Origin of the sequence: Staphylococcus cohnii species complex 1663, assembly GCF_041008415.1 — a bacterium.
Taxonomy (GTDB): Bacteria; Bacillota; Bacilli; order Staphylococcales; family Staphylococcaceae; genus Staphylococcus; species Staphylococcus ureilyticus.
Genome location: NZ_JBFDVL010000005.1, coordinates 145,872 through 169,929, shown reverse-complemented (window position 1 = coordinate 169,929; position 24,058 = coordinate 145,872). Strand labels below are relative to the sequence as shown.

The 24,058-nt window shown below is 32.3% G+C and carries 24 protein-coding genes; 22 read left to right on the top strand and 2 right to left on the bottom strand.

Annotated elements, in window-relative coordinates; translation table 11 throughout:
* Nucleotides 1–128: 128 nt before the first annotated feature.
* The 6 genes from pyrF (at nucleotide 129) to AB1J10_RS07845 (ending at nucleotide 5,424) form a co-directional block, all read left to right on the top strand.
* Nucleotides 129–833 carry an orotidine-5'-phosphate decarboxylase gene (gene pyrF, locus AB1J10_RS07870; protein WP_070037935.1) on the top strand — a complete coding sequence of 235 codons (705 nt, stop codon included), beginning with the start codon at nucleotides 129–131 and terminating at the stop codon, nucleotides 831–833.
* Nucleotides 826–1,437 carry an orotate phosphoribosyltransferase gene (pyrE, locus tag AB1J10_RS07865; RefSeq protein WP_070037932.1) on the top strand — a complete coding sequence of 204 codons (612 nt, stop codon included), beginning with the start codon at nucleotides 826–828 and terminating at the stop codon, nucleotides 1,435–1,437. The genes pyrF and pyrE overlap by 8 nt, the downstream gene beginning before the upstream one ends.
* A gap of 22 nt (nucleotides 1,438–1,459) precedes the next feature.
* Nucleotides 1,460–1,645, top strand: coding sequence for a hypothetical protein (locus AB1J10_RS07860; RefSeq protein ID WP_046208688.1), 186 nt, complete (start codon nucleotides 1,460–1,462; stop codon nucleotides 1,643–1,645).
* A 217-nt stretch (nucleotides 1,646–1,862) separates the two neighbouring features.
* On the top strand, nucleotides 1,863–3,416 hold the full coding sequence (locus tag AB1J10_RS07855; protein WP_070037929.1) for an MFS transporter: 1,554 nt from the start codon (nucleotides 1,863–1,865) through the stop codon (nucleotides 3,414–3,416).
* 627 nt (nucleotides 3,417–4,043) lie between these two features.
* Nucleotides 4,044–4,898, top strand: coding sequence for a YitT family protein (locus AB1J10_RS07850; protein WP_046208686.1), 855 nt, complete (start codon nucleotides 4,044–4,046; stop codon nucleotides 4,896–4,898).
* A 118-nt stretch (nucleotides 4,899–5,016) separates the two neighbouring features.
* The gene (locus AB1J10_RS07845; RefSeq protein WP_046208685.1) at nucleotides 5,017–5,424 is read left to right on the top strand and encodes a VOC family protein; all 408 of its coding nucleotides are present in this window, start codon (nucleotides 5,017–5,019) and stop codon (nucleotides 5,422–5,424) included.
* A 115-nt stretch (nucleotides 5,425–5,539) separates the two neighbouring features.
* Here AB1J10_RS07845 and AB1J10_RS07840 read toward each other — a convergent pair whose 3' ends face one another.
* Nucleotides 5,540–7,237: an Rqc2 family fibronectin-binding protein gene (locus tag AB1J10_RS07840; RefSeq protein WP_064209059.1), complete on the bottom strand. Its 1,698-nt coding sequence runs from the start codon at nucleotides 7,235–7,237 to the stop codon at nucleotides 5,540–5,542.
* Between the two features lie 159 nt (nucleotides 7,238–7,396).
* Here AB1J10_RS07840 and gmk point away from each other — a divergent pair, with 159 nt between their 5' ends.
* The 15 genes from gmk (at nucleotide 7,397) to AB1J10_RS07765 (ending at nucleotide 23,170) form a co-directional block, all read left to right on the top strand.
* Nucleotides 7,397–8,020, top strand: a complete 624-nt coding sequence (gene gmk, locus AB1J10_RS07835; protein WP_046208683.1) for a guanylate kinase — start codon at nucleotides 7,397–7,399, stop codon at nucleotides 8,018–8,020.
* Entirely contained in the window at nucleotides 8,020–8,220 is a 201-nt protein-coding gene (gene rpoZ, locus AB1J10_RS07830; protein WP_046208682.1) for a DNA-directed RNA polymerase subunit omega, read from the top strand. Before gmk ends, rpoZ begins: the two co-directional genes overlap by 1 nt.
* Before the next feature lie 369 nt (nucleotides 8,221–8,589).
* Complete coding sequence (gene coaBC / locus AB1J10_RS07825; protein WP_070037925.1) at nucleotides 8,590–9,792, top strand: bifunctional phosphopantothenoylcysteine decarboxylase/phosphopantothenate--cysteine ligase CoaBC; 1,203 nt, start codon at nucleotides 8,590–8,592, stop codon at nucleotides 9,790–9,792.
* Nucleotide 9,793: 1 nt separating this feature from the next.
* Entirely contained in the window at nucleotides 9,794–12,202 is a 2,409-nt protein-coding gene (priA, locus tag AB1J10_RS07820) for a primosomal protein N' (RefSeq protein WP_070037916.1), read from the top strand.
* A gap of 169 nt (nucleotides 12,203–12,371) precedes the next feature.
* Nucleotides 12,372–12,839, top strand: coding sequence for a GNAT family N-acetyltransferase (locus AB1J10_RS07815; RefSeq protein WP_046208679.1), 468 nt, complete (start codon nucleotides 12,372–12,374; stop codon nucleotides 12,837–12,839).
* Nucleotides 12,840–13,277: 438 nt separating this feature from the next.
* A complete protein-coding gene (locus AB1J10_RS07810) occupies nucleotides 13,278–13,967 on the top strand; it encodes a GNAT family N-acetyltransferase (protein ID WP_070037915.1) in 690 nt (229 codons plus the stop codon).
* Between the two features lie 200 nt (nucleotides 13,968–14,167).
* Entirely contained in the window at nucleotides 14,168–14,656 is a 489-nt protein-coding gene (locus tag AB1J10_RS07805; RefSeq protein ID WP_064209054.1) for a peptide deformylase, read from the top strand.
* Nucleotides 14,649–15,581: a methionyl-tRNA formyltransferase gene (fmt, locus tag AB1J10_RS07800; protein WP_369003095.1), complete on the top strand. Its 933-nt coding sequence runs from the start codon at nucleotides 14,649–14,651 to the stop codon at nucleotides 15,579–15,581. The genes AB1J10_RS07805 and fmt overlap by 8 nt, the downstream gene beginning before the upstream one ends.
* Before the next feature lie 2 nt (nucleotides 15,582–15,583).
* Entirely contained in the window at nucleotides 15,584–16,891 is a 1,308-nt protein-coding gene (gene rsmB / locus AB1J10_RS07795; protein ID WP_239991595.1) for a 16S rRNA (cytosine(967)-C(5))-methyltransferase RsmB, read from the top strand.
* Between the two features lie 3 nt (nucleotides 16,892–16,894).
* Entirely contained in the window at nucleotides 16,895–17,989 is a 1,095-nt protein-coding gene (gene rlmN, locus AB1J10_RS07790; RefSeq protein ID WP_064209053.1) for a 23S rRNA (adenine(2503)-C(2))-methyltransferase RlmN, read from the top strand.
* A 4-nt stretch (nucleotides 17,990–17,993) separates the two neighbouring features.
* A complete protein-coding gene (locus AB1J10_RS07785; protein WP_046208674.1) occupies nucleotides 17,994–18,737 on the top strand; it encodes a Stp1/IreP family PP2C-type Ser/Thr phosphatase in 744 nt (247 codons plus the stop codon).
* Nucleotides 18,734–20,779 carry a Stk1 family PASTA domain-containing Ser/Thr kinase gene (gene pknB, locus AB1J10_RS07780; protein WP_070037913.1) on the top strand — a complete coding sequence of 682 codons (2,046 nt, stop codon included), beginning with the start codon at nucleotides 18,734–18,736 and terminating at the stop codon, nucleotides 20,777–20,779. The genes AB1J10_RS07785 and pknB overlap by 4 nt, the downstream gene beginning before the upstream one ends.
* A 229-nt stretch (nucleotides 20,780–21,008) precedes the next feature.
* Nucleotides 21,009–21,884 (top strand): ribosome small subunit-dependent GTPase A, encoded by an 876-nt coding sequence (gene rsgA / locus AB1J10_RS07775; RefSeq protein WP_064209051.1) that lies wholly within the window; start codon nucleotides 21,009–21,011, stop codon nucleotides 21,882–21,884.
* Nucleotides 21,885–22,529: a ribulose-phosphate 3-epimerase gene (gene rpe / locus AB1J10_RS07770; protein ID WP_046208671.1), complete on the top strand. Its 645-nt coding sequence runs from the start codon at nucleotides 21,885–21,887 to the stop codon at nucleotides 22,527–22,529.
* Nucleotides 22,530–22,534: 5 nt separating this feature from the next.
* Nucleotides 22,535–23,170 carry a thiamine diphosphokinase gene (locus AB1J10_RS07765; protein ID WP_064209050.1) on the top strand — a complete coding sequence of 212 codons (636 nt, stop codon included), beginning with the start codon at nucleotides 22,535–22,537 and terminating at the stop codon, nucleotides 23,168–23,170.
* 81 nt (nucleotides 23,171–23,251) lie between these two features.
* On the opposite strand, the gene rpmB is transcribed toward AB1J10_RS07765, so the two are convergent.
* A complete protein-coding gene (gene rpmB / locus AB1J10_RS07760; RefSeq protein WP_002483503.1) occupies nucleotides 23,252–23,440 on the bottom strand; it encodes a 50S ribosomal protein L28 in 189 nt (62 codons plus the stop codon).
* 240 nt (nucleotides 23,441–23,680) lie between these two features.
* On the opposite strand from rpmB, the gene AB1J10_RS07755 reads away from it, so the two are divergent.
* Nucleotides 23,681–24,052 carry an Asp23/Gls24 family envelope stress response protein gene (locus AB1J10_RS07755; RefSeq protein ID WP_019467949.1) on the top strand — a complete coding sequence of 124 codons (372 nt, stop codon included), beginning with the start codon at nucleotides 23,681–23,683 and terminating at the stop codon, nucleotides 24,050–24,052.
* Nucleotides 24,053–24,058: the final 6 nt, after the last annotated feature.

Genomic DNA, 24,058 nt, shown 5'->3' with positions numbered 1-24,058 from the left:
ATTTTTATGAAATTTTTCTCTTAGTCGTCCTTGTCAGTATGAAAAAAATTCCAAAATATTATTGCTGTCATATGTCCATACACGCTTGGCAAATATAATAAAATAGCTATAGATGAGAGGCGATATATATGCAAAATAATCTACCTATCATTGCTTTAGATTTTGAATCAGCAGAAGCGGTTACACAATTTTTAAATCAATTTGATGAACCTTTATTTGTCAAAGTTGGAATGGAACTTTTTTATCAAACTGGGCCTTCATTAATCACTGATATTAAGAAACGTGGTCATAGCATATTTTTAGATTTAAAATTGCATGATATTCCTAACACTGTTGGTAAAGCAATGGAAGGCTTAAGCAAATTAGATGTCGATTTAGTAAATGTACACGCAGCTGGTGGTTCAGAAATGATGAAACGTGCTGTAGAAGGTATTAGAAAATATAACAGTAATATTAAAATTATTGCGGTTACACAATTAACGTCGACTACAGAAACAATGTTGCGTGATGAACAAAATATCCAAAGTACAATGGATGAAGCAGTGTTGAATTATGCTCGTCTAGCTCAATTATCAGGATTAGATGGCGTTGTATGTTCACCACTTGAAGCAAATTTAGTAAAACAGGAATTAGGTGAATCTTTCTTGAAAGTGACACCAGGCATCAGACCAGAAAACACTTCTTCAGATGATCAACAACGTATTACGACACCAGAAAAAGCAAGTGTTTTAGGCGCTACAAACATTGTTGTAGGACGACCGATTACACAAAGTGAAAATCCGGTAACGAGTTATCAAAAAATTAAAGAAAGTTGGTTGAAATCACATGACTAAATCAATTGCACAAGCATTGTTAGATATAAAAGCTGTATCATTATCTCCCAATGATCCGTTTACTTGGAGTTCAGGTATTAAATCGCCAATATACTGTGATAATCGCATCACACTAGGTTTTCCTGATGTACGTACTCATATTAGAGATGGCCTGCAAGCATTGATTGAAACACATTTTAAAGATATTGAAGTTATATCAGGAACTGCAACAGCCGGGATTCCACATGCAGCATATGTCTCAGAAGTGATGAACTTACCGATGAATTACGTTAGATCAAAAAGCAAAAGTCATGGTAAACAGAATCAAATTGAAGGCGCATCAAGTGAAGGTAAAAATGTAGTAGTTATAGAAGATTTAATATCTACAGGTGGCTCTTCAATAACTGCAGTAGATGCACTAAAAGCTGCAGGTGCAAATGTATTAGGTGTAGTAGCAATCTTTACTTATGGTTTGAAAAAAGCAGATGACCAATTTACACGAGCTGATATACCCTTCTATACATTAAGCAATTATAATGAACTAATTGAGGTTGCTAGAGAAAATGGAGAAATTTCTGAAAATGATATTACTACATTAGTTGATTGGAGAGATAACTTGTCATAAAATGTTAGATGGAGGGGATGTTATGACAAAAGACTCAAATGTAGCTTATAATCATTTTGCTCATTTAAATAAATTCCTCAAAAAATCAGAAGACTATAGAGCACAAACAACTTCAGAAGATGAAAATAAATGGTTGTTTAACGCTACAGAATCAAATATTTATAAAAAATCAAAATTAAATCTAAAGCAAAAAGGACATATTAAATAAACGATATATGTAAATATATTATGTGAATTTGAGACAACATTAAAAATTTATTTAATTAAATTGGTTAAAAAATGCTTAAAAGACTTTTATATATTGATAAAAGGTCTTTTAGGCATTTTTTAATATATAAATATATTTTGTTCATATTTAGTTCACAAAATAGGTTTTAAATAATGAGTATCATATGAAATTCCAAGATAGAAAGGAATGAATGAACTTGAATCAAAAAAAATTTGATATTGTTGCACTATTTTTACTCATTGGTGTGTTTATGGCAGCTTTAGACAACGGCATTATTAGTGCAGCGTTAACCACAATAAATCAATCTTTTGAAATTTCAGCACAAATGGGATCATGGGGCATAACGATTTACACATTAGGTATGGCTGTAACTACACCTATAGCGGGTAAACTTGCTGATATGTATGGTCGTAAAAAAATATTTGTTATTGAAGTCATTTTATTTGGTTTAGGATCATTGTTAGTTGCTTTAAGTCCAAATTATACAATATTTATTATTGCACGATTAATTCAATCATTTGGTGGAGGCGGTTTATTTGTAATCGCTAGTTCACATATTATAGCTACTTACACCAAGGAAAAACAAGGTAGCATGCTTGGTGGGTTAGGTGCAATGAATGGTATTGCTTCGGTATTAGGTCCAAATATAGGAAGTTTATTAATTAACTTAAGTGGAACATGGCATTGGCTATTCCTAATCAATGTGCCAGTGGCAGTAATGATTGTTATTTTTATGATTCTTAAAATGCCAGAAACACAAGAAAAAGTTAAAACTAAAATTGATAAGTACGCCATCATTATATTTTCATTTTCAACGTTGCTGATGATGTTTGCGATTAATAATATACAAACGAATAACATTGCTAATAGTATACTTAGCTTTTCAGTGATTGGTTTATTTATATTGGCAATCATTGGTTATGGTATTTTGATTTTAGTAGAATATAAAAACGAAGCAACTGATATAGATGCATTCTTACCTTTCTATTTATTAAAAAAACCAGCTTTTTCAGTAGTATTGATTATGGGCGTTTTATCAGGGATGTTAATTGGTTCCATTATTTTCATTCCTTCCTTTGTTGAAAATGTATTGCATGTTAAAGCTGAGAACAGTGGCTATTGGATGACACCTTTAGCGTTAGCTTCAGGTATTGGCGCGTCAATGGGCGGGAAGATTGTTGATAAAAAAGGCCCGATATTTGCATTAGTGATTGCGAGTATCATTAGCATGATTGGGTATGGAGGCTTAGCCTTTTTAACTTATTCAAGTACGCCATTTTTAATATTTTCAATTATCGCAGGTTTAGGTTTTGGTTTTACTATTGGTGCACCAATGACTGTATTAGCAACTAGATCAGCACATTCAGATAAAAATAATAGTACTGTAATTGGAACATTATCCGTTTCTAGACAAGTCGGCATAACAATTGCACCGACTATGTTTACGACATTCATTCAATTCGGATATAGCCAAATGGGTAGTAAAATTAAAGAAAGTATAAATTCAGCCCATTTTGGTTTCAAAGATATACCCGTTTCGTTAATGAAAACGATGGAACATAATTCAGGCAATCTTACTAAAATATTAGAACAAGTGAATCAAATTTCTAATGATACATTAAGACATGCAATTACAAATGGCATTGAGGATGCTACACACCTTGCGTATATGCCTATATTTTTAACTGCAGTTATTGCAGCTTTTATTATTTTGCTACTTGTAACGCTCTTTAGTAAAGAATTTAAATAAAAATTTGATAAACTGGTGAAATCGTAAAGAAAGATTAAAAAAAGATTAATTGTAGAAAGTAACGTAAAAAACAGCAACGCAGTATGGTAGACAAGGTTTTAATGTCTACTTTACTGCGTGTTTTGTTTAATATAATACAAAAATGATTGAAATGATTAATGTTATTAAAATGATTAAAAAGTATCGTTATAAAGTTATGATATAAAATGGATTAACGAATCATAATTTTAATGATGATAAAGCCAATGAGTATCACTAAAGCGGCAATCAGTAATGGAATAATGTAATAAAACATGAAATACCTCCAATTATATTTGTATTTATTTTAACTATAAATATTTAAAAGTAAAGTGATTTTATGGTTTTAAGCCGTCAAAGCTTTCAATATTACACACTTTACAAATTAATGTTGCAAACTACATGAAGTGGTATATTGAAATGGGTTGTGTTACATTTGCAATTATACTATGTAACTGTAACAAATGTTATATTTTCATTTATTTTGGTTTTAAATAGATTTGTGAGTATAAAAAACAAATTTGTAAAATTAAAATGAGGCATGATTTGAATACACTTTTTTAGCTTACCTTATTTAATTTTATATTATCAAATGTAAGGGGATATGATATGAAACGTATGAAGCAACTTTTAAAAAACCATACTAAAAATATTATTGTATGCTTAATTGGCGCATTTGTAAGTGCGATTGCAGTAAATTCATTTATATTAGAGTCTAATTTAGGTGATGGGGGTACTGTGGGTATGTCATTAGCATTAAAATATGCCTTTGGTTTTTCACCAGCGATATCCTCGTTAATTATTAACACATTGGTCATTATTGTAGGCTGGCGTTTTTTAAGTACCAGAACAGCAGTATATACGTTTATTGCTAATACAGCGATTTCAATCTTTTTAGATTTAACTGAAAATTTTAAGACAGGTATTGATAATTTTGTAATAAATGCTTCGTTTGGTGGCGTTTTAGTAGGTGTAGGTATTGGATTAGTAATTGCTTCTGGTGGTGTGATAGGTGGGACATCAGTCATTGCTAAGATGCTAAATAAATACTTTGACATCAAAACATCGCAAGGCATTTTTGTTTTAGATGGATTAGTTGTCTTGTCTTTTTTATTTGTCTTACCTTTAGAAAACGTCTTATTTACTGTAATTATGATATTTATAACTGAACGTGCTACTGCATTCATTATAGAAGGGTTCCATCCTAAAAAAGCGGTGACTGTGATATCAAGTAGAAATGAGATTATAAGTGATGAAATCAATAGCTTTACAGGTAGAGGTTCAACACTTTTAAAGGGTAAAGGTGGTTATGGTAAACATGAAACAAGCATGTTGTATGTTGTAGTTCCACAATCACAAGTAACTAGAGTTAAAAAGCTTGTAAATGAGGTAGATGAAAATGCCTTTTTAGTCATTCATGATGTGAGAGATGTATTAGGTAATGGATTTATAAATTTATCTTAATGATAGATTGGCAAAGGAGCACTTCATGTGACGTGTTGTTAATTGCAAATTTTATTCGTTCGATTTTTTTAAGCATTTGTTTTATTCTAGAATTAAGATGTTTTAAGGAGGCAGTTAAATGGCAATTCCCAAAATAACGACATTTCTAATGTTCAATGGACAAGCAGAAGAAGCAATCAATTTATATGTAGATGCATTTGAAGATGCAGAAATATTAGCGATGGTCAAATATGAAGAAGATGATAAAGAACCCACTGGTGCCGTACAACATGCTATCTTTCGCTTAAAAGATCAAGTTTTTATGGCGATTGATAATATGAATGGTGTCGATGTAGACATGAATCCAGCAATGTCTTTATATGTCACTGTAGATAGTCCGTTAGAAATGGAAAGATTATTCAGTAAATTGAAAAGTGGTGGAGCAATTTTAATGCCTAAAACGGAAATGCCACCATTCAGAGAATTTACATGGATTGTAGATAGATTTGGCGTTAATTTTCAGCTTGCATTACCAGATAAAAAATAAATATTAAAAAGGCTAAGATAAAGTATCATGCACGTGTTACATGTGCTGCTTACTCATAATCTTAGCCTTTTTTAGATTGAAATATGTTACTAATGCTTTAAAGTATTTGGTGTTATCATGTCACCTTCATTTTTTGAATGTGATCGTAATCAGGTGTAGCATAGAGTGTTTTTTGGTGATCATATGTTACAAATCCTGGTTTTGCGCCAGAAGGTTTGTGAACGTGTCTAATTTCAGTGTAATCAACTGGTATTTGACCAGAATTACCAGCTTTTGAAAAATAACCGGCTAGCATAGCCGCTTCTTTAATAGTATTTTCACTTGGCGCATCATTTAAGATAACCACATGAGACCCTGGGATCTCTTTCGTATGAAACCAAAGATGCTGTTTGCTTGCTTTTTTATTCGTTAAATAATCATTTTGCTTATTATTTTTTCCTACAAGTATGGTATCTCCATCAGTTGAAACATACGATTGCAATTGAATGGTCGGTTTCTTTTTCTTATTTTTTTGCTTCCGCTGTTTCATATAACCTTGTTCAGCAAGCTCTTCTCTAATATCATCAATGTCATCCACAGATATGTGTGCGAGTTGTTGTTCTATATTTTCAAAATATGTGATGTTTTCTTTTGTTAAATCGATTTGTCGCGTTAATTCATGTGCACGTGTTTTCAATTTATTATATTTTTTATAATACATTTGAGCGTTTGTAGCTGGTGACTTTGTTGTATCTAAGGGAATGGTTACTTCCTGACCATCATAATAATTGGTAGTCGTCAGATACTTATCACCTTGTTTAATTCTATAAATATTTGCAGTGATTAATTCACCGTATAATTGTTGTATTTCTTTATCCTTAGTACCTTCTTGTTCGTCGATTAATTTACTGAGTTTATTTTGATATTTATGCAGTTGTTGCTGTACAAATTTGACTAAATCATTTGCACGTTGTTTAACGCGTTCTCTTTCTCCTCTAGCATCGTAATATCTATCTAATAAATCATGTAGAGAATCATATTCAACCATATCATCGTAAAATTGATTTAAGTGCATAAAATAGAAATCTTCTTTTCCTGTTTCATGATTCTTATGAAATACAGGAGTAGGTAATTCCATTGTCTCATTCATAACTGAATTAAATGCCTCTGGTAACGTGTCGGTCGTCATAAATTGTTTACGATTGACAATTTCATTCGTAATTAAAGGACTAAAGCCTTCAAATTGATTTAGCAGTTGCCTAGCGATTTTTCCACTATTGAAATCGATGAATTTTAAAACTTCTGTACCCGTAATACTATATGGATTAGTTTTATTTTGGGTAGGGGGCGCTTCATATTGAAACCCAGGCATAACTGTACGATATTGATTTGTATTTGGAGTTAAATGTTTAAAACCTTCAATAATCTTGCGTTGATCATCTACTAACATTAAATTACTGTGTTTACCCATTATTTCTAAAATAACTGTGCGGTATGTGGTATCACCGATTTCATCTTTACTGTGAATATCTATTTCTACACGTCTATCGTTTCCGATTTGTCTTATAGCTTTAATGAAACCACCCTCTAAATGTTTACGGAATACTCTTGCAAACATTGGTGGTTCAAATGGATTATCATATTTTTTATTCGTTAAATGCATTCTAGCAAAACTAGGATGGATCGAGAGTAGAAGTTGATGGTTTTTACGATTTTGACGTATTACCATGATGATTGTATCGTTTTCAGGTTGATTGATTTTATGAATCCTACCATCAACGAGAAATTGTAAAGATTCTACCATTTTTCGTGTAAATAAACCATCGTATGCCATTACTATCAGCCACCTTATTTTTAGTCATTCATCACATTGTAACATGGTGAAAAGATTTGGTCATGAGCAAAGTTTGTTTGAACGTATGCTATACAACCAAACGCTCATTATGGTATCATAGTTTAATAATAGAAGAATAGCTTAGAGAGGTAGTAAGGCATGGATAATGAGAAAGGTTTGTTGATTGTACTTTCTGGACCATCTGGTGTAGGAAAAGGTACAGTTAGAAAAAAAATATTTGATGACCCAACCACATCTTATAAATATTCTATCTCGATGACGACACGTAATATGCGTGAAGGTGAAGTCGATGGTGTAGATTATTTCTTCAAAACAAAGGCAGAGTTTGAAGCGCTAATTAAACAAGATCAATTTATAGAATATGCAGAATATGTGGGAAATTATTACGGTACACCAGTGCAATACGTAAAAGATACTATGGACCAAGGACATGATGTATTTTTAGAAATTGAAGTTGAAGGTGCCAAACAGGTTCGAAAGAAATTCCCTGATGCATTATTTATTTTTCTAGCTCCACCAAGTTTAGATCATTTACGTGAGCGCTTAGTAGGGCGTGGTACTGAGTCAGACGAAAAAATTCAAAGCAGAGTACTTGAAGCTCGTAAAGAAGTTGAAATGATGAATTTATACGATTATGTTGTCGTTAACGATGAAGTAGAATTAGCTAAGCAACGTATTCAATCCATTGTTGAAGCTGAGCATTTGAAAAGGGAAAGAATTGAAGCAAAATATAGAAAAATGATATTGGAGGCAAAAAAATAATGTTATATCCACCATTAAATGATTTAACATCTAAAATCACATCAAAATATTTAATCGCTACAACTGCAGCTAAACGTGCACGTGAGTTGGACGAGCATCCAAATAGTACACTATTAAACAAATATAATTCAGAAAAAGCAGTGGGAAAAGCTTTGGAAGAAATAGCTGGCGGCGAAGTTTATCCTGAAACTACAAAATAACACTTTCTAAGCGAATATTAAATCATATAATTTTATATTTTTGAAAAGTACACCAGGTTAATGATGTGCACTTCAAAAGTCAGACGCATGTGATGACTTTGAGGTTTCATCGCCAAGGTGTGCTTTTTTAATTTGGGCAATAATTTGTGTATAATAAGCAGTAATCATATTTATATTTAAAGTAATGAAGCTAAAATAAGATATTGCATAAAATAATTCATTGGCTGAGTAACATAAAATACATTGTGTAGTTATTTGTACGACCTTGATACAGAATTAAAACATTTGTTTATATTTAAAATTTCAAAATATAAACTACAAAGTTAAACAATTAATAGAAAGATATTAACGATTTGGAGGAAAACTACGATGAAAAATATTTTACTTGCTGTCACTGGTGGTATCGCTGCGTATAAAGCAATAGATTTAACGAGTAAACTCACACAGGCTGATTATAACGTGAGAGTGATGTTAACAGATCATGCACAAGAGTTTGTAACTCCTTTAGCTTTTCAGGCCATTGGTAGAAATCCCGTTTATACGAGTACTTTTAAAGAACACAATCCAGAAGAAATTCAACATGTTGCTTTAGGAGATTGGGCAGATGCGATTGTTGTAGCACCGGCAACTGCAAATACCATCGCTAAACTAGCAAATGGTATTGCTGATGACATGGTTACATCAACATTATTAGCTACAGAAACACCCAAATTTATCGCTCCTGCAATGAATGTACATATGTATGAGAACAAAAGAACGCAACATAACTTAGCAACATTAAGTTCGGACGGTTATTATTTCTTAGAACCTGGTGAAGGATTCCTAGCTTGTGGTTATGTAGCAAAAGGAAGAATGGAAGAGCCTTTACAAATTGTAGAAAGATTAAATCAGTATTTTAAAAACAACACGTCAACGACAAAAAATAGTAGATTTAACGGTATACAAGCATTGGTGACAGCGGGGCCAACCATAGAAGAGCTAGACCCTGTTCGTTATTTATCCAACCGCTCATCAGGTAAAATGGGATATGCACTCGCAGAATCTTTAGCTCAAAGAGGGGCGACCGTGACACTTATATCTGGTCCAACTCATCTAACACCACCTAAGAATGTAGAAGTCATTCAAGTAGAAAGTGCACAACAGATGTTTGAAGCGGTTAAAACGCGATTCGATAAGATGGATATTGTCTTTAAATCTGCAGCGGTATCAGATTATGCTCCAACTGAATTATTAGAACATAAACTTAAAAAACGACAAGGTGATTTGACTGTTACTTTTAAACGCACACCCGATATTTTAAAATACTTGGGTGAGCATAAAGATAAACAATTTTTAGTTGGTTTTGCAGCAGAAACACAAAATATTGAATCATATGCTCAAAAAAAACTAAAAAGTAAAAACGCAGATGTCATCATAGCGAATAATGTTGGCGATCGTACCATTGGGTTTAGCTCTGATGATAATGCATATACTATGTACTATAAAAACGGTGAAACAATATCATTAGGGAAACATAAAAAAGTCATATTAGCGGAGCATATATTAGACAGTTTAGAAACAAGGTGGAAATAAAATGATAGCAAAAGTAATCGTAGATATACCATCTAAAAGTGTTGACTTTACGTTTGATTATTTAATTCCACAAAAATTTCAAGCGATGGTTGAAGTTGGTATGCGCGTGATTGTACCTTTTGGACCGAGAACGATTCAAGGTTATGTTATGGACATCACTCAGCAAACCGACACTAGTATGGACATATCAAAATTAAAAGCAATAAAAGAAATACAAGATATTAAACCTGAATTAACGAAAGAATTAATACAACTTGCAGATTGGTATCATACGTATTTTGTTACAAAACGAATTTCTATGTTAGAGGTTATGCTTCCAAGCGCAATCAAAGCCAAATATACTAAAGTATTTGCAGTTAAAGATACTGAAGCCATACCAGAAAAATTGTTGAAACGATTTGATTCGGAAGGACATTATGCATACAAAGTAGCACAAAAAAATGAAGACTTAACGCTCATTGCACCATTTTTAAAGCAAGGTGCAATTCTTGAAGATACGATTTTGTCTCAAAGTTTAAAGAAAAAGAAACAACGCGCAGTGCGCATTGTCGAAGGCTTTAATGATGATACAGTATTAGAATCTTTGGAAAAATCAAAAAAGCAATATGAATTATATGCTTATTTAATTGATGAAAATCATCACGTAGTTTTTTTAAAACAGTTGGAAGAAATGGGTTTTTCAAAATCTAGCATTGAGACGTTAGTCCGTAAAGGCTTTATTGAGAAATATGATACAACTGTAGAGCGAGATCCTTTTGCAACACGGGTATTTGAACAAGATCAAAAGCAACAACTTACGCAAGAACAACAAGATGCATATGATGCGATACTCGAGACGATTAATAAAGGTGAACAACGTACATTTTTATTACATGGCGTAACGGGTTCTGGTAAGACGGAAGTTTACTTGCAAACTATAGAAAATGTACTCAATCAAGGTAAACAAGCGATGATGTTAGTGCCAGAAATTGCACTCACTCCTCAAATGGTATTAAGATTTAAACGAAGATTTGGAGACGAAGTAGCAGTTTTACACTCAGGATTATCTAAAGGGGAACGTTATGATGAATGGCAAAAAATTAGAGATGGAAAAGCGAGTGTGAGTGTAGGAGCTCGCTCAAGTGTATTTGCACCTTTCAAAGATTTAGGTATGATCATTATTGATGAAGAACATGAGTCTTCCTATAAACAAGAGGATTATCCTAGATACCATGCTAGAGATATTGCACAATGGCGCAGTCAATATCATCATTGCCCTTTAGTATTAGGCAGTGCTACACCAAGTTTAGAGACATATGCACGTGCAACTAAAGGTGTTTATGAACTATTATCATTACCTCATAGAGTGAATCAGCAAGCTTTGCCAGACGTGAATATCGTAGATATGCGTGCTGAACTTGCTTCTGGCAATCGTTCTATGTTTTCAGAAGATTTGCGTAGTGCGATTCAAGAGCGTTTAGATAAAAAAGAACAAGTTGTTTTATTTTTAAATAGACGTGGATATGCGTCATTTATGTTGTGTCGAGATTGTGGCCATGTCCCTCAATGTCCTAACTGTGATATTTCTCTCACATATCATAAGTCTACGGATCAATTGAAATGCCATTATTGTGGTCATCAAGAAGTACCACCTAATAAGTGTCCCAACTGTGAAAGTGAACATATCAGACAGGTAGGCACAGGTACACAAAGAGTTGAAGAACTATTACAAGAAAATTTTCAGGAAGCAAAAATTATTCGTATGGATGTTGATACCACTTCTCGAAAAGGTGCACACGAACAATTATTAGATGACTTTGGTTCAGGTAAAGGGGATATTTTACTGGGGACACAGATGATAGCGAAAGGTTTGGACTTTCCAAATATTACTTTGGTTGGGGTATTAAATGCTGATACGATGTTAAACTTGCCTGACTTTAGAGCTAGTGAGCGTACATATCAATTGTTGACGCAAGTTTCAGGACGTGCAGGCCGTCATGAAAAAGAGGGACAGGTGATTATACAAACTTATAATCCTGATCATTATGCTATTAAAGATGTTCAAGATAATGACTATCATTCCTTTTTCGAAAAAGAAATGAATTATAGAAAGTTAGGTAAATATCCACCATATTTCTTTTTAATTAATTTTACGATTGCGCATAATAATATGAAAAAAGTAATGGAAGCTTCTAAACATATACACAAAATATTGTTACAGCATTTATCAGATAAGGCATTAGTTCTAGGCCCTTCTCCAGCAGCTTTATCACGAATTAATAATGAATATCGCTTCCAAATATTAATAAAATATAAAAGCGAACCTTCATTGCACGAAGCATTAAAGTATTTAGATGATTTTTATCATGATCAGTATTTAAAAGACAAATTATCACTGAAGATAGACATTAATCCACAAATGATGATGTAGGTTGTTGTTGTAAATGGATTAATTGCAGTGTATAAAAGGGGAGTCTTAAAATCAGTATTTTATTGGTTTTAAGGCTCTCTTTTTATTGAATATTAAATATTAATGGTTGAATATGATTGATAGATATAGTAAATTTATTTGCTCATATTTTTTTAAAGGAGTACTAGATATGGAGATGAGAATTGCAAATAAAAATGATATTGAAACAATTATAAAATTAAGAAAAGAACAATTACTTGATCAAGGCATGCATGGTACTGAAGATATTGATGATAATATGAGAGCATATTTTAAAGATGTTTTCGATAAAGGAAACATCTACCAAGTATTTATGATAGATAATCATCAAGTTGTAGCAACAGGAGCTGTTGTCTTCCAACAGATACCACCTGCATATGATAATCATTATGGTGTAGAAGGTTATATTACTAATGTTTATACAACTAAATTATATAGAGGATTAGGTTTGAGTAAACAAATTCTAGAAGAGCTTTTATTAAAGTGTAAAACAGAACAGGTGAATATCGTTAATTTAAAAGCTTCTACTCAAGCAGAGCCATTATATTCTAAAATTGGTTTTATAAAAAATGTATCATCCATGACCATTGAGTTAGCAAATAGTGAAGCGAAACAGTAATAGATATAAAGCTAATTATTATTATATCGTTTATTTAGTTTAACGTTTTGTATGTTTCTAAATAAACTAAATTTTAATATAAGGTATAAATTTAAGGTTTATTTTATTGAAGAAATAATAAAGTAATGTCTTGCTATAGTTAAAATAAATATAAATATAAAATGAAAAAGTAGAAGTAAGAAGAATATCATTCAGCTAGTATTTATTTCTTTTTACTTCTACTTTTTAATTAATTCATATTATAAAATATTAAAAAGAATATAAACTGATTAATAAAAATGCTTTCGCATTATAAGTTACAATGATAACATAATATTAATTTATAAAAATTGGTATAGATGTATTATACGCAATTGCTAAACATTTTAATGATTAATATTTAGCGTGATAAATTATGCGATAAAGTTCTCTAGTCATTGATTAAAAGGGGGGATATAAATGGAATATAATCAGTTTGAACAACCTATCGGTAAGTCATTAATCGATTTCTCTCAACCCAAAACACCAACGGCTGATGTGTTAGAAGGGAAGTATTGTAGATTAGAAAAATTAGCTTCAAAACATATTAACCCTTTATTCACTCATTTTAAGGAGCAAGAAGATGCACCTAATTGGACGTATTTACCAGACGCGCAGCCTAAAAGTTATGATGATTTTGCAACCTATATAAAAAATAAAGTACAAACAAAGGATCCATATTTTTTTGCTATAATAGATCAATTTGATAATGATGTAGTAGGTATTTTATCATTACTTAGAATAAATGAACCAAATGCAACAATTGAAGTTGGTCATATTCATTATGCTAATAAAATGAAACGAACACGTATTGCTACAGAAACACACTACTTATTAGCAAAATATATCTTTGACACTTTGGGATATAGAAGGTATGAATGGAAATGTGATGCATTCAATGAGCCTTCTATAAAAGCAGCCAAACGACTTGGCTTTAAATATGAAGGTTTGTTTAAAAATCATACTATTTATAAACAAAGAAGTAGAGATACATACTGGCTCGCTATGTTAGATGATGAGTGGTCAGTATATAAAACTAAGTTTGAGAATTGGTTGAACGAATATAATTTTGATGAATCTGGCAATCAAATAAATAAGTTATCACTATGATATTACAACATTAACTGGATAATAAATATTTTGTAAACCGTAAGCTTGTATAGGGGGCTTACGGTTATATTTGTGATGACGGAATAAAATTAAAGTGAAAATATATGTGATTTCAGTTCGTGTATTTCATCAAAGCTTGGTGCAAATTTAACTAAAATAAGTTATAATGATGTGATGAATTTTTATGAGGAGTAATTTGTATGACAATAAAGCAACTTGTTACAGCAGAAAATCCAATTTTGCAAAAGCACGTGCCGGATGTATCACGATTTGACGAAAACTTAGCTCAATTATTGCTCGATTTAGAAGACACAATGTATGAAGTTGAGGCTTCTGCCATATGTGCCCCGCAAATTGGCATTTTACAAAAGGTAGCTATTATAGATATGGAAATAGATGGATTGTTACAACTTATTAATCCAAAAATCATTCGAGAATCTGACCAAAAAGTAACTGAGTTAGAGGGCTCTATTTCATTACCTGACATTTATGGTGAAGTTGAAAGAAGTAAAATGATTGTTGTTAAAAGTAACGATAAAAATGGAAACGAAGTAGAAATGACTGCATATGATGATATTGCACGCATGATATTGCATATGATTGATCATTTTGAAGGTAAAATTTTTACAGAACGTGCAGATAAAATTTTGACTGAAGCAGAAGTGGAGGCGTATTTTGAAAATGAGTAAAATTATTTTTATGGGGACACCAGATTTTTCAACAAAAGTGTTAGAAATGTTAATTGCAGAACATAACGTGATCGCAGTCGTTACTCAACCTGATCGACCAGTTGGCAGAAAACGAAAATTAACACCACCACCAGTGAAACAAGTTGCAATAGAACATGCGATTCCTGTATATCAGCCTGAAAAACTGTCAAAATCTGAAGAATTAGAGATGTTGATTGATTTAAACGCGGATTTAATTGTTACTGCGGCATTTGGCCAATTATTACCACAACGTTTATTGGATTCACCAAAGTTAGGTGCTATCAATGTACATGCATCATTATTACCTAAATATAGAGGTGGAGCCCCGATACATCAAGCGATTATAGATGGAGAAACACAAACTGGTATTTCTATCATGTATATGGCTAAGAAATTGGATGCTGGAAATATTATAGCTCAAAAAGCAATCGATATTGAACCACAAGATGACGTTGGTGTAATGCATGATAAATTAAGCTTTTTAGGTGCTGAATTATTAAAAGAAACGCTTCCTTCTATCATTAATGGTACGAATGAAAGCATTGTTCAAAATGAAGACGAAGCAACATTTGCATCTAACATTCGTCGAGAAGATGAAAAAATTGATTGGTCAGAACCTGCTGAAGTAGTTTATAACCATGTTAGAGGTCTATCTCCATGGCCGGTTGCCTACACAATTATGGATGGAGAAAACTTAAAAGTCTATGCTTCACGCATTGAAAAAGATAAAGACGGTGAGCCAGGTACAATAATAGAGACAACTAAGAAAACAATTATTGTGGCTACAGGTTCTAGTGATGCGATTGCATTAACAGAAATTCAAGTTGCTGGTAAAAAGAGAATGCCTACAGCTAATTACTTAAGTGGTGTACAATCAACACTCGTTGGGAAGGTATTAAAATGACAATTGAAACTAATGTAAGGTTATTAGCTTTTGAAACACTACAAGATATTATTAATGATAAAGCTTATAGTAATATTATTATTAATGAGGTATTAACAAATAATGAGTTAAATCGAGCTGATAAGAATTTATTAACCGAATTAGTATATGGTACGTTAAAAAGAAAATATACACTAGATTATTATTTGAAACCATTTGTACAAACTAAACTTAAAGGTTGGGTCAGACAGTTACTATGGATGAGTATCTATCAGTATATGTATTTGGATAAAGTTCCTGAACATGCGATTATTAATGAAGCTGTTAATATAGCAAAATATAAAGGCGGCCCATATAACGGTAATGTGGTTAATGGAATCTTGAGAACCCTTATGCGCAGTGAGTTACCAAATTTCAATGAAATTTCGGACGATAAGAAGCGAATTGCTATTCAGTATAGTTTGCCTAAATGGCTTGTTGATCACTGGGTGACACACTTTGGAATAGAAGAAACTGAAGCAATTGCACAATCATTTTTAACAAAAGTGACAACAACTGTAAGGGTTAATTTGACAAGAATTTCAGTTGAACATGTGATGCAACGTTTAGAAGAAGAAGGTTACACTGTAACGCAAGATAATGACATTACAATTTGTTTACATATTAGTGGTAAACCGATTATAGAGTCACGCGTATTTAAAGATGGTTTAGTATCTATCCAAGATAAAAGTTCTATGTTTGTAGCTGACGTGATGAATCTTCAAGATGGCGACCTTGTATTAGATGCTTGTAGTGCACCTGGCGGAAAAGCATGTCATATAGCAGAAAGGCTACATGGTACTGGACATGTAGATGCGACAGACATCCATGAACATAAAATTGATTTGATTGATTTTAACATTCGAAAATTACGATTATCTAACATTTCCGCTTTTAGTCACGATGCGACGGAAAATTATGATAAAGTGTATGATAAGATTTTAGTAGATGCACCTTGTAGTGGCTTAGGTGTACTTAGACATAAGCCAGAAATCAAATACGAACAAAGTCAGCAAAGTATTCAATCTTTAGTGAATATTCAACTAGAAATTTTAAATAATGTGAAACATCATTTACGTCCAGGAGGCACTTTAGTTTATTCAACTTGTACAATAGAACAGTTAGAAAATGAAAATGTAATATATACATTTTTAAAAGAAAATAAAGATTTTGAATTTGATTTATTTGAACATCCAATCAGTGGAGAAAAGGTAAAAACTTTACAAGTGTTACCTCAGCATTTTAATTCTGATGGCTTTTTCATTACTAGGATAAAAAGAAAGGACCAATAAATAATGATAACTGCAGAAAAGAAGAAAAAGAATAAATTTCTTCCCAATTTTGAAAAGCAATCTATATACTCTTTAAGATATGATGAAATGGAAAATTGGTTAAAGGATAATGGGCAACAAAAATTCAGAGCGAAACAAATCTTTGAATGGTTATATGAAAAACGAGTAGACAGCATTGATGAAATGACAAATTTGTCTAAAGAGTTAAGAGCACTATTGAAAGATCATTTTGCAATGACAGTGATGACGACAGTAGTTAAACAAGAAAGCAAAGATGGTACAATCAAATTCTTATTTGAATTACAAGATGGGTACACAATCGAAACAGTATTAATGAGACATGAATATGGTAATTCCGTATGTGTTACTACTCAAGTTGGTTGCCGTATAGGTTGTACATTCTGTGCATCTACACTAGGTGGCTTAAAGCGTAATTTAGAAGCGGGAGAAATTGTATCTCAAGTGCTTACTGTCCAAAAAGCATTAGATGAAACCGAAGAACGTGTATCTCAAATCGTCATCATGGGTATTGGTGAGCCATTTGAAAACTATGATGAAATGATGGACTTTTTGAAGATTGTTAATCATGACAATGGTTTAAATATAGGTGCGCGTCATATTACTGTTTCTACTTCTGGTATTATACCTAGAATTTATGATTTTGCTGACGAAGATATTCAAATCAATTTTGCAGTAAGCTTACATGGGGCTAATGACGAAATTCGTTCTCGATTAATGCCTATTAACCGAGCGTATAATGTTGAAAAATTAATGGAAGCCATTAAATATTATCAAGAAACAACAAATAGACGTGTTACATTTGAATATGGTCTATTTGGAGGCGTCAACGACCAAGTTGAGCATGCGAGAGAGTTAGCACATTTAATTCAAAAATTAAACTGTCATGTAAATTTAATACCTGTGAACCATGTACCAGAAAGAAATTACGTCAAGACGCCTAAAGAAGATATCTTTAAATTTGAAAAAGAATTAAAGAGACTAGGTATTAATGCAACTATAAGAAGAGAACAAGGTGCTGATATAGATGCAGCATGTGGGCAATTAAGAGCTAAGGAACGAAAAGTAGAAACGAGGTAATAGTATGCTAAAAGCACAATTTTTTACTGACACAGGTCAATATCGTGATAAGAACGAAGATGCAGGTGGTGTGTTCTATAATAAAACAGAACAACAATTACTTGTACTCTGTGATGGTATGGGTGGACATTTAGCAGGAGAAGTAGCAAGTCAATTTGTAACAGATGAATTGCAACGTCGTTTTGAAGAAGAAAATTTAATTGAACCTAACCAAGCCGAGGATTGGCTGAGAACTACACTAAAAGCGATTAATCGTGAATTATATCAACTCTCTGTTGATAATACAGACTATTATGGCATGGGAACAACTTGTGTTTGTGCGTTAGTATTTGATGATTATGTAGTGGTCGCAAATATTGGTGATTCAAGAGGATATTTGGTTAATAGTAGAGAGATTGAACAAATTACAAACGATCATTCTTTCGTTAATCATTTAGTGATGATTGGTCAAATTAGTGCTGAAGAAGCATTCAATCATCCGCAAAAAAATATTATTACAAAAGTTATGGGTACGGATAAGGTAGTAACACCAGATATTTTTGTAAAAAGAACTAATTTTTATGATTTTCTATTACTTAACTCGGATGGATTAACAGATTTTGCGAGAAATCATATGATTCAAGAAGAATTAATGCAAGAAAATGATTTAGAAACACACGGCCGGAATCTTATTGAATTAGCAATATCTCAAGAAACGAATGATAATGTGAGTATTGTTTTAGCAGAAATTGAAGGAGATAAGGTATGATTGGAAAATTAATAAGCGAACGTTATAAAGTGATAAAAAAGCTTGGCGGCGGTGGCATGAGCACGGTATATTTGGCTGATGACACAATTTTAAATCGCAATGTAGCAATTAAAGCTATTAGGATACCTTCTGGTGAAAAAGAAGAAACAATTAAGCGTTTTGAACGTGAAGTCCACAATTTAACACAACTTTCACATAAAAATATCGTTAATGTTTTTGATGTCACTGAAAATGATGAAAATTTCTTTTTAGTGATGGAGTACATAGAAGGTCCCACTTTATCAGAATATATTCAACAACATCGACCTCTAGACATCAAAACCGTAATCAAATTTACTGAACAAATTATTGAAGGAATAAAGCATGCACATGATACAAAGATTGTTCATCGTGATGTAAAACCTCAAAATATTTTGGTGAATCGTGATCAAACACTAAAAATATTAGATTTTGGTATTGCAAAAGCATTAAGCGAAACGACGATGACCCAAACAAATCATGTTTTAGGGACGGTTCAATACCTTTCTCCTGAACAAGCGCGCGGTGATGTAACAGATAACGGCACTGATATATATTCTATTGGTGTTGTACTGTATGAAATGTTAGTAGGACAACCTCCTTTTTCCGGTGAAACAGCAGTAAGCATCGCTATAAAACATATCCAAGATCCGATGCCTAATGTTTCTAACAAACGTTCTGAAGTACCACAATCATTGAGCAACGTCGTGCTTAAAGCGACTGAAAAAGATAAGAAAGATCGCTATCAATCGGTTCAGGAAATGCAAGATGACTTGTCTACTGTGCTGACAAAAGAACGTGAAAATGAATCACCATATCATTCTGTTGACGCTGACACTAAAACAGTGCCTATTGATAAAGCAGAGATTGCTAATCAGACTCGTGATGAAGATAAAGCAAAAAGCATGAATCAAACCATGCAAATTCCAATTGTTAATCAACAATATTTTCAATCAAATGAGGAACAATTATATACAATGCCTCCGAAAAAAAGATCGAAAAAGAAAAAGTTTTTCTATGGTTTAATCATTGTATTACTGTTGTTTGGATTATTTGGTTTTATGGCCATGGGAATGTTTGGTAATAAATATTTGGAAACACCTAATTTAATAGGTAAGACTGAAAAAGAAGCTGAAGGTATTTTAAAGGATAACAAACTAGAATTAGGCAAAACTACAAGAGCTTATAGTGATAAATATCCTGAGAATAAAATTATTAAAACATCACCTGGTAAAGGTGAACGTTTAGAACAACAAAGTAAAGTAGACATTGTATTATCAAAAGGACCTAAAACTGCAGAAATGCCAAATTTATATGGATTACCAAAAGCAGAAGCATTAAATAAATTAAAAAAATTAGGAATTGATGATGCAAAAGTAGATCAATCTTATACGAAACAAAATGTAGCTAAAGGCTTAATTGAAGCACAAAGTATATCGCCAGGTGATAGAGTGAAAATAAATGATAGTGACATTAAATTAACTGAATCATTAGGTGTTAAACAAGTTTATGTGGATGATTATGAGAAAAAATCATTCAAGACAGCTAAATCTGAACTAGAATCTAAAGGATTTAAAGTAGTTACTGTAGAAAAACGCTCTGATAAAACAGTTAAAAAGGGCAATGTCATTAGTCAATCACCTAAAGACGAAGAAGTAGATGAAGGTTCTACCGTAGAATTCGTAGTATCTACAGGTAAACCGAAAGCATCAGAGAAAAAAGAAGATAAAGATTCTGAGGAGCAAGAAGATAAGTCATCTAAAGAAGATGATAAACCTCAAACTAAAACATATACAGAAACCTATCAAGTTCCCTATACGGGTGATGATGATGAAAGCCAAGAAGTGAAAGTATATGTGAGAGACAAGGATGACAAAGGATCATCAGCTGCACAAAGCTTCAAAATTAAAGATGATAAAACCGTTACTATTCCAATGACGATTGAAAAAGGAGAGACGGCGGGTTATACGATTCGAGTTGATGGCAAGATTGTAGCTGATAAAGATATTCCTTATGATTTTTAGCGCAACTTAACGAACAAAGTGAAGGGAGTTTAGTTGCGCTTATGCAGAAGCCAAAGGCTTCTGCGAACTGCTTATAAAAAATGACTATAACAGAGTATTATTGCTATCATTCCATGTAGTAATAATGCTCTGTTATTTATTTTTAACTGAAATAGTCTCAAATCGTATTTAAATTAAAAAGCCTTTGCTATAATATAGTATGTAAAGCTTTTAAAAGAGGGGTGCCTAAGTGAAAACAGGACGCATCATAAAATCATTAAGTGGTGTATATCGCGTAGATGTAAATGGCGAAATGTACGACACAAAACCACGTGGATTATTTAGAAAAAATAAATTTTCACCTATTGTTGGTGATGTTGTAGATTTTGAAGTTGAAAATATTACAGAAGGTTATATTCACCATGTTCACGAACGAAAAAATGAATTAAAAAGACCACCAGTTAGCAATGTTGATCATCTAGTATTAGTGATGAGTGCGGTAGAACCTGAATTTTCAACTCAGTTATTGGATAGATTTTTAGTCATAGCACACTCGTATCATATGAGACCTCGCATATTAGTAACTAAACGTGATATTACTCCACCTAGCATGGAAAACAAAATATTACAGACACTAAAAGTTTATGAAGATATGGGATATTATACACAATTTATAAGTGTTGAAGATCATATCGATGAAGTTTTCATGCAATGGGGAGAAGGACTAGTAGTATTAAGCGGTCAATCAGGTGTTGGGAAATCTACGTTATTAAATCGATATTTTCCTGAATTGAATATTGAAACACAACATATATCTAGAGCGTTAAATAGAGGGAGACATACTACAAGGCATGTTGAATTATTTGAACGGAATAATGGCTTTATAGCTGACACACCTGGATTTAGCGCATTAGATTTTAATCATATTCAAAAAGATGAAGTGAAACATTATTTCATGGAAATCAATGAATATGGTGAACTTTGTAAATTTAGAGATTGCAACCATATAAACGAACCCAAGTGTAACGTTAAGCATGAAATAGAAAAAGGGAATATAGCTCACTTTAGATATGAACATTATTTACAATTATTTAATGAAATTGCAAACAGAAAGGAAAGATATTAAGTGGCAAAATTATATCCATCATTATTATCAGCTGATTTTTTACAATTACAAAAGGAATTAAAAGCATTAGAAGATGCAGGTGTTGATGGTGTGCACTTTGATGTGATGGACGGTCAATTTGTTCCAAATATTTCAATTGGATTGCCTATATTAGAAGCCGTTAGAAAGGGTACTGATTTACCAATAGATGTGCATTTAATGATAGAAGAACCAGAAAAATATGTGGAGCTTTTTGCAGCACAGGGTGCAGACATGATTTCAGTACATGTGGAAGCAACACCGCATATTCATAGAGTAATACAACAAATTAAAAATACTAATGTAAAAGCTGGTGTAGTCATTAACCCAGGTACATCGGTGAATACGATTATGCCAGTGCTAAAAATGGTGGATTATGTACTTGTCATGACAGTTAATCCTGGATTTGGCGGTCAAACATTCATTCAAGATAGCATTAGTAAATTGGACGAACTAGTTAAGATAAAAAAAGCATTAAACTTATCATTTGAAATCGAAGTTGATGGTGGCATTAACGATGAAACAGTTGCAACTGTTATCGAACATGGTGCCACTATGTTGGTAGCTGGTTCATATTTCTTTAAACAAAAAGATTATAAACAAGTGACGCAAACATTGAAAGGTTGAAGTCAATGAAAGTCAATTTATTATGTGGTGCAAGAAATTTACCAGAAAATATTTTACAAAATAAGGCAAATGAGTCATGGATAGGGATTGACCGAGGTGCATTAATTTTGATTGAATCAGGTATTATGCCTCAATTTGCAGTCGGTGATTTTGATTCAATAACTAAAGAAGAAAAGGATTATTTGGCTGAAAAACTAGCAATTAATCCATATCATTCTGAAAAAGATGACACTGATTTAGCATTGGGTATCGATCAAGCAATCCATTCAGGCTATAGTGAAATATGTGTTTATGGAGCAACCGGTGGGCGTTTAGACCATTTTATGGGTGCATTGCAAATTTTAGAGAAGCCAGAATATACAAAAAAGAAAATTAATATTAAAATCATTGATCAACAAAATGAAATTTCATATTTATCTGCTAAAGATCATTGTGTTGAAAGAGACTTCAATTATCCATATATATCATTCATCCCAATTACATATCCTACAGTTATTTCATTAGCCAATTTTAAATATGAATTGAAGCAAGCATCTTTACAGCTCGGTTCTACGCTGACAATATCTAATGAATTAATAAAACCACGAGGTACTGTTTCTATTTATTCAGGTAGCGTATTAATGATTAAAAGTAAAGATTGATAAATCGTAGCAAAATTAATTATAAACAAAAAAAGACCAATCCTCCACATAAGGACTGGTCTTTTTCGTGCATTATATTTATTAAACTCTAGTTACTTTACCAGATTTTAAAGCACGTGCAGAAACCCAAACTTTTTTAGGTTTTCCGTCTACAAGAATTCTAACTTTTTGAAGGTTAGCATTCCATCTTCTTTTAGAAGAATTTAAAGCGTGTGAACGATTGTTTCCAGTTGAAGCTTTGCGACCTGTTACGAAACATTGTTTGCCCATGAAAGTACCTCCTTTAATAAATATAAATACACATATCTACTACATACTTGAATAATGTACCACATAAAAAAAATAATGGCAATAAAATGAAAAAAATTTCTTTACATAGCTTCTACTTTTGTTACACTCATTTTATGATATAATTGTAAACTATGGATAATATTGTATTTTTTAATCTTAATATAAAGTTTTAAAGTATCAAAAATAAAGTGAGAACCATAAACTAGGAGGCCCAATAAAATGACATTAGAAATTACAAATGATTATGGTAGCATAGACATTTCAAACGAAGTAATAGCTTCAGTTGTGGGTAGTAAAGCGGTAGAATGTTATGGCATTGTAGGAATGGCTTCTAGACAACAAGTAAGAGATGGAATTGCTGAAATTTTAGGTTATGAAAATTATGCAAAAGGCATTGTTGTGAGAGAAGAAAATAGTGTGTTGGATGTTGATATGTATATCATTGTAAGTTACGGTACAAAGATATCAGAAGTTGCAAGCAATGTTCAATCAACTGTCAAATATACATTAGAACAAACATTAAAAGTTAAAGTAAATTCAATTAATATATTTGTACAAGGCGTACGAGTGGATAATGGCAAGAAAAACTAGGAGGAC

Excerpts from the sequence above, each read along its gene's own strand:
- coaBC (WP_070037925.1), top strand. The coding sequence starts at position 8,590 with ATGAAAAATATTTTACTTGCTGTCACTGGTGGTATCGCTGCGTATAAA.
- AB1J10_RS07755 (WP_019467949.1), top strand. The coding sequence starts at position 23,681 with ATGACATTAGAAATTACAAATGATTATGGTAGCATAGACATTTCAAAC.
- rpmB (WP_002483503.1), bottom strand. The coding sequence starts at position 23,440 with ATGGGCAAACAATGTTTCGTAACAGGTCGCAAAGCTTCAACTGGAAAC.
- AB1J10_RS07815 (WP_046208679.1), top strand. The coding sequence starts at position 12,372 with ATGGAGATGAGAATTGCAAATAAAAATGATATTGAAACAATTATAAAA.
- AB1J10_RS07805 (WP_064209054.1), top strand. The coding sequence starts at position 14,168 with ATGACAATAAAGCAACTTGTTACAGCAGAAAATCCAATTTTGCAAAAG.
- AB1J10_RS07845 (WP_046208685.1), top strand. The coding sequence starts at position 5,017 with ATGGCAATTCCCAAAATAACGACATTTCTAATGTTCAATGGACAAGCA.
- fmt (WP_369003095.1), top strand. The coding sequence starts at position 14,649 with ATGAGTAAAATTATTTTTATGGGGACACCAGATTTTTCAACAAAAGTG.
- rpoZ (WP_046208682.1), top strand. The coding sequence starts at position 8,020 with ATGTTATATCCACCATTAAATGATTTAACATCTAAAATCACATCAAAA.
- pknB (WP_070037913.1), top strand. The coding sequence starts at position 18,734 with ATGATTGGAAAATTAATAAGCGAACGTTATAAAGTGATAAAAAAGCTT.
- pyrE (WP_070037932.1), top strand. The coding sequence starts at position 826 with ATGACTAAATCAATTGCACAAGCATTGTTAGATATAAAAGCTGTATCA.
- AB1J10_RS07785 (WP_046208674.1), top strand. The coding sequence starts at position 17,994 with ATGCTAAAAGCACAATTTTTTACTGACACAGGTCAATATCGTGATAAG.
- gmk (WP_046208683.1), top strand. The coding sequence starts at position 7,397 with ATGGATAATGAGAAAGGTTTGTTGATTGTACTTTCTGGACCATCTGGT.
- rlmN (WP_064209053.1), top strand. The coding sequence starts at position 16,895 with ATGATAACTGCAGAAAAGAAGAAAAAGAATAAATTTCTTCCCAATTTT.
- AB1J10_RS07850 (WP_046208686.1), top strand. The coding sequence starts at position 4,044 with ATGAAACGTATGAAGCAACTTTTAAAAAACCATACTAAAAATATTATT.
- pyrF (WP_070037935.1), top strand. The coding sequence starts at position 129 with ATGCAAAATAATCTACCTATCATTGCTTTAGATTTTGAATCAGCAGAA.
- AB1J10_RS07860 (WP_046208688.1), top strand. The coding sequence starts at position 1,460 with ATGACAAAAGACTCAAATGTAGCTTATAATCATTTTGCTCATTTAAAT.
- AB1J10_RS07765 (WP_064209050.1), top strand. The coding sequence starts at position 22,535 with ATGAAAGTCAATTTATTATGTGGTGCAAGAAATTTACCAGAAAATATT.
- AB1J10_RS07840 (WP_064209059.1), bottom strand. The coding sequence starts at position 7,237 with ATGGCATACGATGGTTTATTTACACGAAAAATGGTAGAATCTTTACAA.
- AB1J10_RS07810 (WP_070037915.1), top strand. The coding sequence starts at position 13,278 with ATGGAATATAATCAGTTTGAACAACCTATCGGTAAGTCATTAATCGAT.
- priA (WP_070037916.1), top strand. The coding sequence starts at position 9,794 with ATGATAGCAAAAGTAATCGTAGATATACCATCTAAAAGTGTTGACTTT.